Here is a 16,988-nt window from a genome sequence, read left to right as displayed (position 1 = left end):
GCTTTGATCAAAAACCTCTGCTTCGGCAGAGGTTTTTTTATGGATAACTTAAAACTTATCCACAGTTGTGTGGTTATTTTCATCAGAAGTGAGCTTCAAAGCTCATTTGATAGCTGAAATGATTGTCCTGTTTATCTGCTGGAATATTTAAATAATTCAGATCGTTTTGCATATATAACCAATTACGCCAAATCGGACGTTTCCAGGAGAAATAGGGCCCCCATTGATTCACCCGAAGTTCTTTATTTTCATAATCACCCTCACTGATGATGCCATAGCTGAGATTGTCTTTGGAGAGTAAATGCAATTTCTGGAAGGTACGATTACGCCAAGTGTAGTCTTCATCTTGGGTCTTAGACAGGTTGAATTGGGTCGAGAACAGCGCTTGTTGTTGAAACTTCTGGGTTAAATTGAAATTGGTTTCTGCATAATTCTTACTGGTGGAACCATAACGAAAGATTTGTGCCGTATCGAGATCCAGTCCTGAATGTAGGTTCCATTGCTTCTTGGCAAGGAACTGCACATAGATGTCGGTATTGGAGTTAGAACCTAAGTCCAGATCATTGTTAAAGGGTAACCAACTTGAGATGGTGCTCCAACTGGCGCTAACAGGGTTGGGCATGCTGAGGTGTTTATGTGAGTGTTGCTTCGTGATTTTGCCTAGTTTTTGGCTTGTTTGTGTGAGTTGGGCACGTTGCCACAGGGAATCATCACCAAAAACAGCCATTAACTCCTGACTCAGTTCTATATCACTGCGTGGATCAATAGATGTTTCTAATGGAAGATTACAAGCCCTTATTTTTGCCCCCTGTCGTTGTAGAGGATGCGGATTGGAGAATTGCACTGGCGTACGTACCAAATGCCTGTTTAAAGGCAAGAACATAGGGAAAAAAGGACTGAGTAGCTCACCTAGACAGAGATGACCTACAATCAATAAATACACAAGTGCAGCGTATCGTTGATCCATGTTAAAGCGAAGAAAAATAAAAGAAAATTAGTTTAACAGTTTTAGCTTAAGCATTTATTTACTGGACTTCATTTTTAAAATAAAAATGCCCAATCTAGATTTTGATTGGGCATTTTGTGCATCCATTTAGCACTAGAATAAGGTTTCTAACCGAACAAAAGTACTGATGAAATGATCACGGTTTTCGCGATGATCATTAAGATAGCTAAGATCACCTTGTACATAGAACCATTCACGCCACAGAGGTTGCCGCCACGACACGAAAGGCCCCCAGTTATTTAAGCGCAGTTGGTTATTGTTATAGTAGCCACCCGTATAAATACCATAGTTGAAGTTGTTATGGGCAAAGAACTGATGTTGGCGGAAAAGACGGTTATCCCACCATAGATCATCATCCTGCTTATCGGCATAGGTCAGGCTGAATTGGTTCGATAAAAAAGGTTGATTTGGACGTGCATGAATCAATTCTAAATTGGTTCTTAAATAATTTTCACTTTTGCTGCCATAGCGATAGATTTGTTCTGCATTAAAGCGGAAGTCATTACGCAAGTCCCAATGTTTTTCTGCTCTTAAGCGGGCATAAATATCACTGCCTGAACGAATACCTAAGTCAGCATCAGTCTCGAAAGGGAGTTTTTTAGAAAAGTCTGACCAACGTAAGGCCAAAGAGCCGTTACTGTCGCGGGTTTGTTTGGAGTCGAATTTTTTATCGGGGTCTTGATTGGGTTGATTATTGGTATTGGCGACGTTGTTCTTAAACTCATCATCAAGGGAGTCGTCACCAAACACCACACTGACTTTTCTTTCTAACGTGGGTAGTTTAATTTTACCGCGAATACGAGGTTTAACCTCGAAGTTATCATATTCATTCCAGGAATTATCCAGCATGACCCGAATGGTGGCAGAGGCTGGTTTGTCTGGATCAACATCACCAAACCAGTCATCAATTTTGATTGAAGTTCGGTCAGCCCACTCACGAATACTGCGCTGCTTTTTATCAGCCCAAGTTTTGTTTTCAGTTTCGGTGGTGGGTGGCACATTAGATTGGTCAGATTGCCCAGGAAAGATCGTGGGTGCAGCATCGACCCAACGTGGAATATAGTCTAAGGCATTTTCAGTGTTATTTGCTGCTGTTGAGTTTGGTACATTTTTTGTTTGCTGATTTTGGGCATTGGTTTCTGCATTTGCAACACTTAAAGAGCCAATTGACAACGTTAGCAAAGCAAAAAAGATACGCGATGGCACCATTTGCTGTAAATTATTCATAATAAAGACTTATATATTGTTCTTATATTAACTTTTGATGATTAGGGGAATAAAATCAAGCATCAGAAACAAAAAGCAGCAATTTAACTGTGTAAAAAAAATAGAGTGATCATAAGGGTTTAGCGTTATCTGTTATGCAGCAGATTGATCGGGAGCAAATCACTCGTCCTTGAGTTAAAGTGTCCAGAAAATTTACTTTTTCGGGTTGTTATATGGACTCAGGCGCGGCGCTGTTTTCTAAAGCCTGATATAGATCGTGCACAGAAATTGGTTGTGGTAAACGGCTGATCACTTGTCGAATTAGTTGCCAAGTATATCCATCGGTGCGATCGAGTAATAGATAGGGATAGGCTTGATCTTCACTGGATAGCTTGACCCGTTCTAGGCCATGAATGACACGGATTTTCTGACGTTCTCTGAGTAAAATGACAGGCGTAAAAAAGGTCGCAGAGGTTTCATCAAAGGCAATAAATTTTTGCGTGTTGATAAATGATGCTGGGATGTAGGGATAGACGCGTTGATCCCGTTGCCAGACTAAGGTGCCATTCATAATACATTCATTAAACAAGTGCTCATGTAGGTGATAGTGTTGTTTAAAGTTATTCCAGCTGGTTTGATGAATGGAACTGGTTCGGGTGTGACGTTGATCGGTATAGGCTTGTAAAATGGTGGTCGCATATTCAACGCTATGTGTTCCAACCAGCACCACATAATGGGAAAATTGACCTTGGGCATAGAGTTGCTCAGCAATAAAAATCTGTGCTGATCCCCACAGGGGTTGTGCTTCGTTCTCGGCTTTGAGATAGAGCCAATCAATTTTAATATTTTGATCAATCTCGTCGTGTAGATCGACTCGATATAGGGATGGAAAGGTTCGTGCATCGATCCGTTCCAAGCGACAGAGCAGACCATCTAAACTAAAATCATTCAAAGCCAAGGGTTTGGCCTTGTTGAGATTTGCAGCAGGACTCAGGTTTTGTCTAAAACCAGGTTTTACACGCGGAGTGGCCTGAGATGCAGTTGTTACTGTCGCGGGCTGAATTTTTTCTTGAATAATGGCATCTAGCTGCGACTGAAAGTTAGCAGTCTGTTGCTGTATGATTGATCGACTGTCTAAGCTCGAATTTTTCTCAGTATCTTCTGCCTGAATAGGCTCTAAAACTGGAATCAGGTTGTGTAGCACATCATCAGTTTTCACATAATCCTGAGCATGCTTTTGTAACCAGCGCAATGCATCTTGTGATGAACTGAACCAAGGGCTTTTCAGGAAGGAGAGCGCAGGGCGAATCACCCAGACCTGCCAATGCTGGCCCTGACGTAATGCAGCCCAGCCCATATCGGCTGAAGCAAACAAGGCATTTTCGACACGGCCCATAAAATTATAGGTGCCGCGGTAGGTCATGGCATAACCATAGTCGGCTAAGTCTGCGGCAGAAAACTCTTCATTCAAAATAAATTCTTTAAATGGCGTCAATTGATCTTGAAAGGTCGGATCGTCGCAAGATGCGCAAATATCTTTGATACGTTGTTTTGATTTGGCAATTTCAAAAAGTGATGTTTTGTCATCATTCAGCCCGTCAACAAGCGTTTTAAGCTCATCAACCAAGAGTGCTTTCTCTAATACGTCCATCAATTGTTTCCTTAGAGATAGGCGAGAGCCTGTTTTAAATCATGAATCCGAAAAAGTGGCAGCAGTTCTCACACGTTGTAATCAGTTATAGTCGATAAAGTATGCTGTTTTATCCATGTGACAGTTACTGTTTTGCGCTGCATACACTGCATTTATACGAGGTATTTTGATCACAAAAGATTGTCACTTTATGACGATTATAGAAGAAAAAGAGGCAAAATCTATAGTGGTCAAGTTAGTAAAAAATCTCATTTAAGTATTCTAAATCGAGATATATATCTCGGTTTGTCTTTGAAAATAAAAACATTTTAAAAGAATGAATCGGATTAATAGATCATTAGATAAAAAATCATCTATAAATTTTTGAATGAATTGTGATCACTTTCACATATCTGCTGGTGAAAAGCTCAGCAAATAAAAAACCAATACGATTGAAGTCATCATTAACAGCGATAAACGGTATTTTTTTAAAGATAAAAGACTGAAACCAAAGGGGAATATACAAATTTAAAGATTTAAAAAAACCGCTTCCATATACAGATGAAAGCAGTCTTAGGATTAACCTGGCTTAAGGTTTAATTTCGCATTGATCATCATTACATTGAGCGGCCTCGGTTTGCTCAATTTCGGCATTTGATGAGCTTTGTGCTTGCTGTAAGGCTTGCAAGAAAACTTCACGTGGTTGCGCACCTGAAAGCGCCAGCTTTTGCTCAAAGACAAAGAACGGAACACCCGTTACTTTCAGTTGTTCATGTGCGATCTGCTCATCATGGCGTACAAAATCAGCCAATTCGTCCGAGTCCAGTACATATTCAACTTCGGCATTGTCTAAGCCAATACGAGAGGCAATTTCTTCAACCACTTCACGTTCACCAATGGCAAGACCTTCGGTCATATAAGCATGGAAGAAAGCTTCTTCTGCTTCATTGCCCAAACCTTTGCTCTGGGCAAGATGAATAATACGATGTGCATTAAAACTATTGCCTGAGTTGGCTTTTTGCCATTGGAAATCGATGCCTTCCGTTGCCGCCATGGCTGCTACATTGCGCTCCATGTCTTCCATCTCGGCATAGCTACGACCATATTTCTTTGCGAGTCGTTCGGTGTTTGAAGTCTCATGTTTGGCTGGCGCATCTGGGTCTAGTTCGAAACTATGCCAGTGAATTTCCAGTTCAATACCTGCTTCTTCAGCCACATGTTCAAGACGTTTTTTACCGATATAACAAAACGGACAGACCACATCTGACCAAATATCTACACGCATGGTGGATCTCTTCAATTCTCGTTAAACAGATAATAGGGGCGAACACGATCAATTTAAAGCGATGAAAATGTAATGCTCCGTTACGAGAAGTGAAATAAAAAGGGCTATAACTGCATGTGTTTTATCGATTAAACTGAGTTCAGAACATAAAAAAATATAATGAAATTTGGAGGCTCTATGCGCCGTTTTTTAATCTTTGTGACAGTTGTGGTGCTTTGTATTGGTTCTTTTTTCTTTTATCAGCATACTTTGAAACAGCGTGCCATCAATAATCAGCAGATGTTTGAGGTGGTCATGTCTGAAAAAATGCGTGAACTCTATGATCAAGCACAAGACTGGTCGACTCCAGTGCAACTGGATATCCATGATGATCGTTTGGCTGGTGATTATAAGTTGATGTCCGAGTTTTTATTGAGCTATTGGATGCAAAATGTAGAAGCGCGTAATCGTTATTTACGTGAACTCAAAGCTGCCAATTGGGATACTTTTTTAGATGTTGTGCGTTTGGATCAGGACCGCAAGCAGAACTATAAGGATACTGAGCAGATGTTTGTAGAGGTGCGTAAAGCATCAGCCGAATATGAGCAAGCACGGCAACACATTCAGGCCAATGCTATGCAGCAGGCAAAAAGTTTGGCGATTCATAATGAAATGAGAAGCTCGCTACAAGCAAAATTAGAACATAATCTAAAAGCGGATAAGGCTCATGATATTTTTCCGATTGAGCAGCAAATCATTGAAAAGGCACAAGCCATGTTCGATATGCTGAAGAAATATCAGTGGCAAAGAAAAGACAAAATGATTTTGTTCCGCGAAACGGCTCAAGTGAAGAAATTCAACGCCCTTTATCAAGATGTATTAAAGCTGAATACCAAAATGGAGAAGATTAAACAAAATAATGCTGAGGCTTTAGAAGAGGAACTGTAATCAAGAGCGATCCTTCAACATGCATGAAATACAAGAACAGGTAGATATCGAAGCATATGAATTTATGGCAGCTGTTTCATAAAGTAAAACCATTTGTGCTCCCCTACAAGTGGCTGGTTGCAGTGACTTTGGTGCTGACCTTGATTGGTGCCTTAACCGCACAAGTCAATGCGCTGACCTTGCAATATGCAGTCGATCAAATCAATGCCGTGGTTGAATCAGGGCAGGGCTTAAATGCCGGCTGGCATATTCTGCTCACCATCAGCGTGATTTTATTGAGTAAAGAAGTACTGAATATTTTTCTTCAGTTTGGACAAAAGTTTTTTGGCGAAAAATTGCGGATTTTGATTTCACAGGATGTGGCGCAGTCGATCATTGTGAAGTTTCTACAATACCGTCTGGCCTTCTTTACCCAAGATGATAACCAAGCAGGAAAGTTACAGACTCGGATTGATCGAGGCATTGGTTCGATTACCCGACTGGTGCAAATCTTCTTTATTGATATTTTCCCTTTGTTTAGCAGCGCCATCATTGCCCTGTGTCTGATGTTCTATGCCAATTTCTGGATTGGCTTGGTGGCGCTGAGTATTGTACCGATTTATTTCTGGATTACCTTTAAACAAGCACAAAAACTCAGTGGCACACGACGTAATTTACGTGATGGTCGAGAGCGTAAAAGTCAGGGCACCTTAAGTATTATTCAGTCGATCACGGTGATTAAGTCATTTAACCGTGAGCAAATAGAGGCAGAAAAACAACTGACCTTACAAAAACAACTGACCGATGACCAGATGCGAACCCGCCAACTCAGTTTTCTGTTTGATGGCTTAAAAACCTTTATTGAACAGATCGGCGTCGTATTTATTATCATTTTAACAGCTTATTTTGTTCTGGTCGGTGATATGAGCATTGGCATGATCATGTTTCATATTCTGTTATTTAATAATGTCTCAGCACCGATTCGCTCCTTACATCGTATCTATGATGAAGTGAATGATGCGATGATTTATGCAGAAAGCTTTTTCAAAATTTTAGAGGCTGATGATGAAATAGAAACCTCAGGCCAACTGAAACCACAACCTCTGACCGGTAAGTTTGAATTAAAACAGGTGAACTTTTTCTATCCCAATGGTTTTCATGCGCTGAAAGATATCAATCTCACCATACAACCTAATAAAATCACGGCGTTGGTGGGCTTGTCAGGTGCGGGTAAATCGACTTTGATCAGTCTGCTGGACAAATTCTATTTACCACAGACCGGTGAGATTCTGCTGAATGGGTCTTCGTTAACGGAAATTGATACCCAATATCTACGTGATCATATTGGTTTAGTTCTGCAAAAGAATCATATTTTTCAGGGTACGATTGAGGAAAATATCCGTTATGGCAAGATGGATGCGACACAGGATGAAATCATCCTGGCTGCAAAGAAAGCCTCGATTCATGAGCAGATTCTCAAATTACCATTGGCCTATCAATCCGATGCGCTACTATTGTCAGGCGGACAGCAACAGCGTATTGCGATTGCTCGCATGTTCCTGAAAAATCCACCAATTATTTTTCTGGATGAGCCAACGGCAAGTCTGGATGCGATTGCAACTGAGCAGATCAAGCACAGTCTGGATGAGATTAAGCAGGGGCGGACGGTGATTATCATTTCACATAGCTTGTCACAGATTATTGATGCCGATTATACCTATGTGATGCAGGATGGCAGGATCGTAGAACATGGTGAGCACCATCAGCTTTATCAGCAACAAGGTGTATATAAAAATATTTTTGATGCGATGGCCAAGAGTCTCAATATCGAAAAAATTTCCAAGACTTTTGAGGGGGATGATGAAGAGGAAACTCATAGTTAGCTACTCTTCATCATGCGATTTGAAATGGTTTTAACTCAGGATTAATCAAATATCTTATCTGCGGCTTGGAAGGGGAGGCTCACCACATCAATCGCGACTGCAAACGGTAGCAGCACCAGTTTTTCGAGAGGATTTAAGCCTGATTTGGATTTATAGCTTTCCTCTTTCTGAGTATAAATGGTGACTTGATAGGGTTTACTTAACGCCTTTAACGAGCAGAGATTATTCGCCACAGGATAGACCACACCTGCCAGCTTGATATCAAAACAGAAGCGTTGTGCCTGCATACGCTCATCACTTGATGTAGAACATTCTTTGGCACCATTTTCAATAAAGAATTCTAGGTCTTTCTTGCTTAGATCTTCTTTGAGTTTCACATAGGAAAGTGGCAAAGTACCTAAAAAATGACCATCATTTTTTTCTGAATAGAAATTAAGATCACGGGTGATTTGAATGTTTTTAGGATCAAGCTTACTGATCAGCGTAACAAACTGAGTCCCGCCCTGAGTGAGGATATAACTTTTTTGTTGGCCTGCAATCACGATGCTATCTTTAGGCAAGTTGGTAGCAGTTTGCGCAGGTCGGCCAAAAGCCACCACGTTGTCTTCAACCAAGGTGACTTTTGTGGTTCGCGTATAACTACGATTGTCTTTCTTGATCAGGGTTGAGGTGGCACAACCTGTTGCGAGTACCGTGATTGCGCATAGGCTGATGAGGGTTTTAATCGGTGGTGTTAACATCCGTGTACTCCTGTCATTTTAAAGCTCAGATCTGTGTCTTTGGTTTGATTTGTCGTGTCATTATTCTAGGCTGAGGATTGATCCTGTTAAGGCTGATAAATAATACCCAGAACTTTAGAAGGCAAGACAATTGCATCTAGCGTTAAAGTAAAGGGAAGCAGCGGTAAATGAGCCAGTTTTTCTTTAGTCGATAACTGAACTTTAGCACTTTTATAGTCAAGATATTGAATTTTAACTCGGTAAGGCTTGGAGAGTGGCTGTAGTGATCTAAGGTTACTCACTGCAGGATACACAGTGCCTTCAAGGCCGAGTTCAAAGCTATGCGGTTTTTGCGTGTCAATACAGTTACAGGGAGCAATCCCATATTGCTTAAATAGTGCTTGCTCTTTTTCACTGAGATTTCCATTTGGTGGCGCATACGTAAATCTAAATTGGCCTCTAAAACGATTGCTATCGGGCGCGGGTGCAATAAAATCTAAATCACGACTGATCTGAATATACTGAGGATTAAGCTGGTTAAGCAATTGCACAAATTCGGCTCCCCCTTTGTGAATCACATAGCTATATTGTTTCCCTGCAATGATAATGCTATCCGTCGGCTCATTGGGCAAGGCAATAGCGGGTTTACCAAAGGCAATCACATCATCTTCGATTAATGTTGTCCATTGATGACCAGATTCATATTTAGTGAATAAATCCCGTGTGGTTTCACCAATGACTCGATTACTTGAACAGCCTGTAAGAACTAATCCAGATAATAAACAGCAAACAAAAATTTTATGATTCAATATTTTAAAATTCATTCTTTCTTTTAGGAACTGGTTGGACAAGAAAAACGACTATAAACAAAAATCTAGGGAATATGAACTACATGCTTAAATTTGTCTGACTGGTAAAATATTCGACGGGCTCAATCCAGATTTGGATGATCTTGACCGTTTATCTGACCTCTACTGAATCAAATCACACTTTGTTGTAGCCTATTAGATAACTGCTTTTATTTAACTCATTATCTTCTTATGGATGAGGGATGTTTGGAGCAAACGATGAATTTTCTAAAACGATCCGCCCTGATCACTGTATTGGCTTTTATGGGCATCCCTGTGGTTCAGGCAAATGATGAAGTGACCTCTTTGCCGACTATTCGTGTCATGGCAGAATCTGAACTTCGTGAAGAAGTGGGATTTGTGCCCTTTCAAGAAGACAAGCAGGTTCGTCAGTCATTGCAACATTATGTTTATAAAGTTCATAATGATATGCAGAATGCGGGTATTCCTGAGATGAGAACGGTTGTTGACTATCAGCCAATGGCAGCACCGCCCGATTTATCTCAATTTTCACCGATATTACAGCAATATATTCTCGCCGTTGCTTCGGGTTTTCAATCTTCTGATCCGACCAATGGTCTATTTAAAATGTTAGAACCACTGAATCTTAATCGTAATAGTGCTGAAGGGATTCGAAATGGCACGATTAAAATCAATGTGGATGATATTTTGAGATTGCGTCAACAATTTCAAGACGGCTTAAGAGGTTTTTGATAGCCGATAAATTGCTGATCCTGAATGAAATTAAAAATCCCCGCAATGTGCGGGGATTTTTTATTATTGCTTCAGATAGCGTTCAAAAATAGCCGAAAAATCATAGTCTTCAATTTGTTTACGTCGCTCGGTAAATTTGTTCTCAACCTGAAGAGTAGTCTGCGAAATAATATCTGGTAAATTCAATAATACCTGCTCTGGCAGTTCACGCAGCGAGAACATACCATTTACGGCTTGCTGGGTTTGAACCAATGTGGTGTATTGGCGCTCGATTTCTTTACATGCTTCGCCAATACTAAACAAGGCTTTATATAAGTCGCGTACTTTTTCGATTTGTGCTTTCTCAATATCAATTGAATAAGCCGCACCACCCAATTGGAATTTGATTTCGACATCGCGATCAATGGTTCCGGCGGTTTCAAGCAGTACGCGGCTAATTTGGTAGTGTTTATAAGGATAACGATTTAGGGTTCTTTTCTTACTCACTGCACTGGTACCATCAAGGTGGATAAATGCCGTGTTGGTAAAGCAGTATTCATCTGTTTTTGCTTTGATTAAGAAGAAGATTTTTTCATTGTCTTCATGGAAAATATAGTCATCAATATCAGTTTTATCATAATCTTGAGGTTCAATAATCTTACCGATATCACTGGTTCCCATTAGATCGGCTGCCATATTTTTAAACATTGTTAGAACCTTATTATTTGTTGGAACTGCGATCATAATTTGCCGTGTATTGTTCTGTCTACAGTGGGCATTTGTATTTTAAGAATTTGATACAACGATGAAACGAATTTCTATCACATAAAAAAATCCCCGCTTAGCACGGGGATTTTCTTTTTATCTCAGTGTCGATTAAACACGTTCGATAATGGTCGCGATACCTTGACCAAGACCGATACACATGGTCGCAAGACCGATTTGTGTATCTTGTTGTTCCATCACGTTCAACAAAGTTGTTGTGATACGCGCACCAGAACAGCCCAATGGGTGACCCAATGCAATCGCGCCACCATTCAAGTTGATGATGTCTTGCTTGTCATAAACGCCTAGGCCTTTCATCACTGATAAGCCTTGAGCAGCAAATGCTTCGTTTAATTCGATAGTCTGGATATCCGCCATCGTTAAACCCGCACGTTTAAGCGCTTTTTGAGTTGCAGGTACTGGACCATAACCCATGATTGCAGCATCACAACCCGCAATCGCCATTGAACGAATCACGGCACGTGGTTTTAAACCCAATGCTTGAGCACGTTCAGCAGACATAAGCAACATTGCAGATGCGCCGTCAGAAAGCGCAGAAGAAGTCGCTGCTGTGACTGAACCACCTTTTGGATCGAAAACTGGTTTCAATGCTTTGAATGCTTCAAGGTTAGCATCAGCACGAATGACTTCGTCGATGTCGCAAAGGATTTTGAAGCCATTAGCATCATGACCTTCAACACCCACGATTTCATTTTTGAAACGACCTTCTTGAGTTGCAGCCCAAGCACGACGGTGAGATTCAACACCAAACGCATCTTGTTCTTCACGAGAGATGCCATTCATACGACCTAACATTTCAGCGGTTAAGCCCATCATGTTTGATGCTTTGGCATAGTGTTTAGATGCTTCTGGGTTAAGGTCGATGCCGTGCATCATACCTACATGGCCCATATGCTCTACACCACCGATGATGAACACATCACCTTGGTTGGTTGCAATCTGTGCAGCAGCCGTGTGGATTGCTTGCATAGAAGAACCACAAAGACGGTTGACTGTTTGGCCACCAGCAGTTTTTGGAATGTCAGCCAATAAACCAATGTTACGAGCAATGTTCATCCCTTGCTCTAAAGTTTGGTTGACACAACCCCAGATTACATCTTCAACTTCGTTGGTATCAAACTGGTTACGAGCAACAAGTGCACGTACTAATTCAGCAGATAAACTGTCGGCACGTACATTGCGGAACATACCGTTACGTGATTTGCCCATGGCAGAACGAACGCCATCAACAATCACAACGTCACGTGGATTTAAAGTAGCCATTCACGTCGCTCCTTAACCGTAGAATTTTGTGTTGTTAGCAGCCATGTCACGCAACATTTGTGGCGCTTCATAAGCCTTACCTAAGTGTGCATATTTGTCGCAAAGTGCAACGTATTCAGCAACACCTGTTTGGTCGATGTAACGGCATGGACCACCACGGAATGGAGGGAAACCTACACCCATGATCATCGCCATATCTGCTTCAGAAGCAGTTGCTACGATCTTGTCTTCTAAGCAACGAACAGTTTCGTTACAGAAAGCAAGCATCATACGGTCAATGATTTCTTGGCTATCAAACTCGCGTTTTTCGCCAGTTACGAATGGTGCAATGATTTCGTATGCTGTTGGATCAACAGTTTTCGCTTTCTTACCTTTCTTGTCTAACACGTATTTGTAGAAACCAACGTCATTCTTTTGACCAAGACGTTTTGCTTCATACATCGCTTCGATCGAACCTTTGTAATCTGGCTTCATGCGGTCAGGGAAACCTTCTGCCATCACTTCTGCGCCATGAACACCTGTATCGATACCAACAACATCGATCAGGTATGCAGGGCCCATCGGCCAGCCGAATTTCGCCATCACATTGTCCACTTGTTGGAAATCCGCACCATCTTTTACAAGCAGGTCAAATGCACCAAAGTAAGGGAACAATACACGGTTAACCAAGAAACCTGGGCAGTCGTTAACAACGATTGGTGTTTTACCCATTTTTTGAGCAAGCACTACAGTTGTTGCGATTGCTTCTTCAGAAGTCTTCTCACCACGAATCACCTCAACCAATGGCATCATGTGTACTGGGTTAAAGAAGTGCATACCAACGAAGTTTTCAGGACGTTGTAATGCTTTCGCTAAACGAGTGATTGAAATCGTAGAGGTGTTAGATGCAATGATCGTGTTTTCACGAACATGCTTTTCAGTATCAGCGAGTACGATTTCTTTAACTTTTGGATTTTCAGTCACCGCTTCGATCACGATATCCACTTCTTTAAACTCGTCATAGCTTAAAGTTGGACGGATGCGAGCCAGTGTTTCACCCATTTGTGCAGGTTTCATTTTCTTGCGTTCAACTTGCTTGGTCAGTAAGCCATTCGCTTCTGCCATACCCAATGCAAGTTGTGGGTTACCAATGTCTTTCATGATGATTGGTGTGCCTTTGCTTGCCGCTTGGTAAGCAATACCACCACCCATGATACCCGCGCCTAGAACAGCGGCTTGGTTCACTGGATGAGCACCTTTCTCATATTTCTTCGCAGTTTTCTTCACCACTTGGTCATTGATGAATAAACCAATCAATGCACCTGCTTGTGGTGTAATTGCTGCTTTAGCAAAACCTTGTGCTTCAGCTTTTAATGCATCATCACGGGTTAAGCTTGCGCCTGCTTGTAAAGAATCAAGCAATAGCTTTGGAGCAGGGTATTGTGCAGGATTTGCTTTTGCAAGAACCGCACCTTTTGCCGTATTGAACGCCATCATTTGTTCAAGTGGGTTCAATTTGATTGCGTCTAATTTTTCTTGACGTTTTGCTTTCCAGTTTAAACGGCCAGCAATCGCTTGTTTAACGAGATCAACCGCAGCTTCTTGTAATTTGTCAGCAGCAACAACCGCATCTACCGCGCCATCTTTCAATGCAGCAGCAGGTTTTTTCGGGTTCGCCATAGCCATCCATTCAACGGCATTGTCGATACCGATTAAACGGCTTAAACGCACGCTACCACCGAAACCAGGATAGATCCCGAGTTTGATTTCTGGTAAGCCCACTTGTGCTTGCTCTGACATCACACGATAGTCACATACCAAGCACATTTCAAAACCACCACCAAGCGCTGTACCATTGATAGCAGCAACTTTAGGTAGATCTAAATCTTCAAAGCTGTTGAAGACATCATGTACAGGCATAAGCCAATCAACAATCGCTTGCTCACCTGCAGCGAAGTTATCGCCAAATTCAGTGATATCAGCACCAACGATGAAAGTTGATTTGCCAGAGGTAACAACTAAGCCTTTAATATCGTTATTGGCTTTCACTGCAGCAATCGCTGCTTGGAAGTCTTCGATGGTTGCACGGTTAAACTTATTAACCGACTCACCTTGTAAGTCAAAGCGGAATTCTGCAATTCCGTCCGCAAGCATTTGGACGGTAATGGCATTGCCAGCGTGGATCATGCCTGATCTCCCTTGTTGTGGAGGATTCTGAGTTGATGTCATAAAGCGTGTGTGCGCTTAGGCACACAAAAAATGCTTCGCTAATCTTACGATAACTATATCCAAAAAGGACATAACAAGTTGTATCAAGCCGTGACGCTAGGGTCATCAATTGTTTGTAAATAATTTTTTTAGTCTTATCTATATGAAAAATATCTATTTAATATGGTTTTTTTTGCTTGCTGGAGAATTGTGCAAGATCAAGTTGGAGGAGATATCCGCTCGTTGGGCTGATAGCTAAAGAAACAGCGAAATACTAAGTGAGTGGGAGTAAATCTCATCCATGTTAAATAATAAAGATAGCGGTTAATCCCATTTTTTAAACAAGTCATAAAAAGTAGAATTATTTGTGAAATGTTAGACAGAAAGTATTGTCTATTTTTTATTTTTGGATAAACTTCATGTTATAAAAATGTTTAAGAAAGTAATATTATGTTAAAAAATAAATTTATAGTTTTGGCAATCCTTCCTTTTATGTTGAGTGCATGTGGAGGGGGTGGTGGTAGTTCTGGTGATAATAATCAAAGTAGTACATCACAAGACTCTACAGCAAATGGTACTCGCTATTATTTTATGGATTACAATGCTGACGAAAAAGATGAGCTAAATATTGCTTATTTCGAAATATTCAATAAAAAAACAACAGATGGCTCCGCTAATCAAGCTCTAGGTGAGTATTTGTTAACAGAGAAAAAACTCTATTTCCCAACTGATAAAGCAATTAATGTGATGAATATTAATTCGCTGACAGATTGGAGACTAGACATCATTGGAGATGTCAAAGAGGATTGGAAATTCCAACGAGTTGATCTATCTGGTCGGAATATGTTTGATACAGTTTTACCTGGTTATCGAGCAGTAGGCTTTCCTGTGAGTGATGAGAGTACAACCAATGGGCGTATCTTTCTTAACACTTATGGTCAGAATAAATTCCCTCAAGGAAGTAGTTGTTATCGCTTAGTTTCAAAAAAATCGAATCAAGTGACATTTGCATTTAATGCTGATCCTGATCATGAAATTAATCAAAGTTTTGAGGACTTTGATGCTGAAAATGCACCGTTTCTTGAATATTTAAATCGAACGAATCCATTCGGCTTTACTTATAAAGCAGCTAAGGGATCATGGCAAAATGTTTTGTGGACAACGATTTATAATACGAGTTTGGGCTTTGCTGAAGACGATGCTGTTGCGGTGCAATATCAAGGTAGAACATATACTGCAGATTATTCAAGCAATATTGGTTGGACAGCTGATCAAGAAATTAAGCATTGGGAAATAGCCTTAAAAAATGCAGATACACCTGAGCGCGTCCATTTTGCTCAGTTAAGAATTGCACAATTGAAATCAGGTTGCTATAGCTACAATGAAACCGCTGCAAAAGCGCTTGTTTCATTAACGGGCTTGAATTGGAAACCATACCAAGACTAATTTACAACCTAAGTTTGAGAAATCTCAAGAATGAATATTCTTGAGATTTCTATTTATTAAAATAATCGTTGCTGATCTAGGTCTGAATTTTCTTCGAGAGTTTGTTATTATTCCCTCAATTTCAAATATCTTCGAAGTATCTTTAAAGATCTTAAATGCGAGTAACTATATGATTAAGTGGATCATATTGGCGATTTTTATCATTTCGGCTTTGTATATTCAGCGCCGTGGGAAAGTAAAGCATTCGTTTTATCGTCAGTTTTTTGACCATTCTACGATTCTTGCACCCATTAACTTTTTGATGTACATGTTTTCTAGAGTGCCGAATCAGCCGTATATCGACACCCAGCATTTTCAGGACTTAAAAGTTCTGGATGAAAATTGGGAAATGATTCGTGATGAAGCCAAAGCGCTGTACGAGAAAGGTGGCATTAAAGCATCTAGCAGCTATGATGACTTGGGCTTTAACTCATTCTTTAAAACAGGTTGGAAGCGATTCTATCTGAAATGGTACGACTCAGCACATCCATCAGCAGCTGAACTTTGTCCAAAAACAACCGCATTGTTAAAGACCTTGCCAACGATTAAAGCGGCCATGTTTACTGAACTTGCGCCAGATAGTCGTTTGGTTCGCCACCGTGACCCTTATGCAGGTTCTTTGCGTTATCACTTAGGTTTAATTACACCAAATGATGATCGTTGTTTCATTGATGTCGATGGCGAGCGTTATTCTTGGCGTGATGGTGAAAGTGTCGTATTTGATGAAACCTATATTCACTATGCTGAAAACACGACTGACCAAAACCGTATTATTTTCTTCGCAGATGTAGAGCGCCCATTAAAAACACGTTTTATGGAGAAATTTAATCACTGGTTTGGTAAAAGTGTGATGACGGCTGCGAGTTCACCCAATGAAGCGGGTGACCAAACAGGTGGTTTGAATAAAGCCTTTGGTTATATTTACCAGATTCGGATTAAAGCCAAAGCGTTGAAGAAATCGAACCGTTCACTGTATTACTTCTTGAAATGGTTCATCATGCTTGGGCTATTTTTCCTGATTTTTGTGCGTCCGTATGTTTTTTAAGTTTGAATAAGATCAACGCCCGAAAGGGCGTTTTTTTATAATAAGG

The 16,988-nt window shown here is 40.7% G+C and carries 14 protein-coding genes; 5 read left to right on the top strand and 9 right to left on the bottom strand.

The genetic code is table 11. The annotated features are described in order from the left end of the window. Positions 1-82: 82 nt before the first annotated feature. From F957_RS05315 to F957_RS05330, 4 genes are all read right to left on the bottom strand, one after another. Positions 83-967, bottom strand: a complete 885-nt coding sequence (locus tag F957_RS05315) for a hypothetical protein (RefSeq protein WP_016542303.1) — start codon at positions 965-967, stop codon at positions 83-85. 132 nt (positions 968-1,099) lie between these two features. Then, complete coding sequence (locus tag F957_RS05320) at positions 1,100-2,233, bottom strand: hypothetical protein (RefSeq protein WP_016542304.1); 1,134 nt, start codon at positions 2,231-2,233, stop codon at positions 1,100-1,102. Positions 2,234-2,441: 208 nt separating this feature from the next. Beyond that, entirely contained in the window at positions 2,442-3,863 is a 1,422-nt protein-coding gene (locus F957_RS05325) for a hypothetical protein (RefSeq protein ID WP_016542305.1), read from the bottom strand. Positions 3,864-4,431: 568 nt separating this feature from the next. Continuing rightward, complete coding sequence (locus F957_RS05330; RefSeq protein WP_016542306.1) at positions 4,432-5,127, bottom strand: DsbA family oxidoreductase; 696 nt, start codon at positions 5,125-5,127, stop codon at positions 4,432-4,434. Between the two features lie 177 nt (positions 5,128-5,304). On the opposite strand from F957_RS05330, the gene F957_RS05335 reads away from it, so the two are divergent. Beyond that, the gene (locus tag F957_RS05335) at positions 5,305-6,054 is read left to right on the top strand and encodes a hypothetical protein (protein ID WP_016542307.1); all 750 of its coding nucleotides are present in this window, start codon (positions 5,305-5,307) and stop codon (positions 6,052-6,054) included. A 56-nt stretch (positions 6,055-6,110) separates the two neighbouring features. After that, positions 6,111-7,916: an ABC transporter ATP-binding protein gene (locus tag F957_RS05340; RefSeq protein WP_016542308.1), complete on the top strand. Its 1,806-nt coding sequence runs from the start codon at positions 6,111-6,113 to the stop codon at positions 7,914-7,916. 41 nt (positions 7,917-7,957) lie between these two features. Here the strand turns inward: F957_RS05340 and F957_RS05345 are convergent, their stop codons facing one another. After that, positions 7,958-8,656 carry a YidX family protein gene (locus F957_RS05345; RefSeq protein ID WP_016542309.1) on the bottom strand — a complete coding sequence of 233 codons (699 nt, stop codon included), beginning with the start codon at positions 8,654-8,656 and terminating at the stop codon, positions 7,958-7,960. A gap of 86 nt (positions 8,657-8,742) precedes the next feature. Next, a complete protein-coding gene (locus F957_RS05350) occupies positions 8,743-9,459 on the bottom strand; it encodes a YidX family protein (protein ID WP_016542310.1) in 717 nt (238 codons plus the stop codon). A gap of 243 nt (positions 9,460-9,702) precedes the next feature. Between F957_RS05350 and F957_RS05355 the strand changes: the two genes are divergently transcribed. Next, positions 9,703-10,197, top strand: coding sequence for a hypothetical protein (locus tag F957_RS05355; RefSeq protein WP_016542311.1), 495 nt, complete (start codon positions 9,703-9,705; stop codon positions 10,195-10,197). A 63-nt stretch (positions 10,198-10,260) separates the two neighbouring features. Here F957_RS05355 and F957_RS05360 read toward each other — a convergent pair whose 3' ends face one another. The 3 genes from F957_RS05360 to fadB all read right to left on the bottom strand — a co-directional run bounded on the left by F957_RS05360 (position 10,261) and on the right by fadB (position 14,391). Further along, positions 10,261-10,884, bottom strand: coding sequence for a PH domain-containing protein (locus F957_RS05360; RefSeq protein ID WP_004656254.1), 624 nt, complete (start codon positions 10,882-10,884; stop codon positions 10,261-10,263). A gap of 168 nt (positions 10,885-11,052) precedes the next feature. Further along, on the bottom strand, positions 11,053-12,225 hold the full coding sequence (gene fadA / locus F957_RS05365) for an acetyl-CoA C-acyltransferase FadA (protein ID WP_004802276.1): 1,173 nt from the start codon (positions 12,223-12,225) through the stop codon (positions 11,053-11,055). A gap of 12 nt (positions 12,226-12,237) precedes the next feature. Next, the gene (fadB, locus tag F957_RS05370; RefSeq protein WP_016542312.1) at positions 12,238-14,391 is read right to left on the bottom strand and encodes a fatty acid oxidation complex subunit alpha FadB; all 2,154 of its coding nucleotides are present in this window, start codon (positions 14,389-14,391) and stop codon (positions 12,238-12,240) included. 471 nt (positions 14,392-14,862) lie between these two features. Between fadB and F957_RS05375 the strand changes: the two genes are divergently transcribed. Both F957_RS05375 and lpxO read left to right on the top strand, forming a co-directional pair. Then, a complete protein-coding gene (locus tag F957_RS05375; protein ID WP_016542313.1) occupies positions 14,863-15,858 on the top strand; it encodes a hypothetical protein in 996 nt (331 codons plus the stop codon). 169 nt (positions 15,859-16,027) lie between these two features. Further along, positions 16,028-16,942: a lipid A hydroxylase LpxO gene (lpxO, locus tag F957_RS05380; protein WP_016542314.1), complete on the top strand. Its 915-nt coding sequence runs from the start codon at positions 16,028-16,030 to the stop codon at positions 16,940-16,942. Positions 16,943-16,988: the final 46 nt, after the last annotated feature.

The sequence above is a fragment of the Acinetobacter gyllenbergii CIP 110306 = MTCC 11365 genome, assembly GCF_000413855.1.
GTDB classification, from domain to species: Bacteria; Pseudomonadota; Gammaproteobacteria; order Pseudomonadales; family Moraxellaceae; genus Acinetobacter; species Acinetobacter gyllenbergii.
This window is presented reverse-complemented; position numbering and strand designations above follow the sequence as displayed.

Excerpts from the sequence above, each read along its gene's own strand:
- F957_RS05315 (WP_016542303.1), bottom strand. The coding sequence starts at position 967 with ATGGATCAACGATACGCTGCACTTGTGTATTTATTGATTGTAGGTCAT.
- F957_RS05320 (WP_016542304.1), bottom strand. The coding sequence starts at position 2,233 with ATGAATAATTTACAGCAAATGGTGCCATCGCGTATCTTTTTTGCTTTG.
- F957_RS05325 (WP_016542305.1), bottom strand. The coding sequence starts at position 3,863 with ATGGACGTATTAGAGAAAGCACTCTTGGTTGATGAGCTTAAAACGCTT.
- F957_RS05330 (WP_016542306.1), bottom strand. The coding sequence starts at position 5,127 with ATGCGTGTAGATATTTGGTCAGATGTGGTCTGTCCGTTTTGTTATATC.
- F957_RS05335 (WP_016542307.1), top strand. The coding sequence starts at position 5,305 with ATGCGCCGTTTTTTAATCTTTGTGACAGTTGTGGTGCTTTGTATTGGT.
- F957_RS05340 (WP_016542308.1), top strand. The coding sequence starts at position 6,111 with ATGAATTTATGGCAGCTGTTTCATAAAGTAAAACCATTTGTGCTCCCC.
- F957_RS05345 (WP_016542309.1), bottom strand. The coding sequence starts at position 8,656 with ATGTTAACACCACCGATTAAAACCCTCATCAGCCTATGCGCAATCACG.
- F957_RS05350 (WP_016542310.1), bottom strand. The coding sequence starts at position 9,459 with ATGAATTTTAAAATATTGAATCATAAAATTTTTGTTTGCTGTTTATTA.
- F957_RS05355 (WP_016542311.1), top strand. The coding sequence starts at position 9,703 with ATGAATTTTCTAAAACGATCCGCCCTGATCACTGTATTGGCTTTTATG.
- F957_RS05360 (WP_004656254.1), bottom strand. The coding sequence starts at position 10,884 with ATGTTTAAAAATATGGCAGCCGATCTAATGGGAACCAGTGATATCGGT.
- fadA (WP_004802276.1), bottom strand. The coding sequence starts at position 12,225 with ATGGCTACTTTAAATCCACGTGACGTTGTGATTGTTGATGGCGTTCGT.
- fadB (WP_016542312.1), bottom strand. The coding sequence starts at position 14,391 with ATGATCCACGCTGGCAATGCCATTACCGTCCAAATGCTTGCGGACGGA.
- F957_RS05375 (WP_016542313.1), top strand. The coding sequence starts at position 14,863 with ATGTTAAAAAATAAATTTATAGTTTTGGCAATCCTTCCTTTTATGTTG.
- lpxO (WP_016542314.1), top strand. The coding sequence starts at position 16,028 with ATGATTAAGTGGATCATATTGGCGATTTTTATCATTTCGGCTTTGTAT.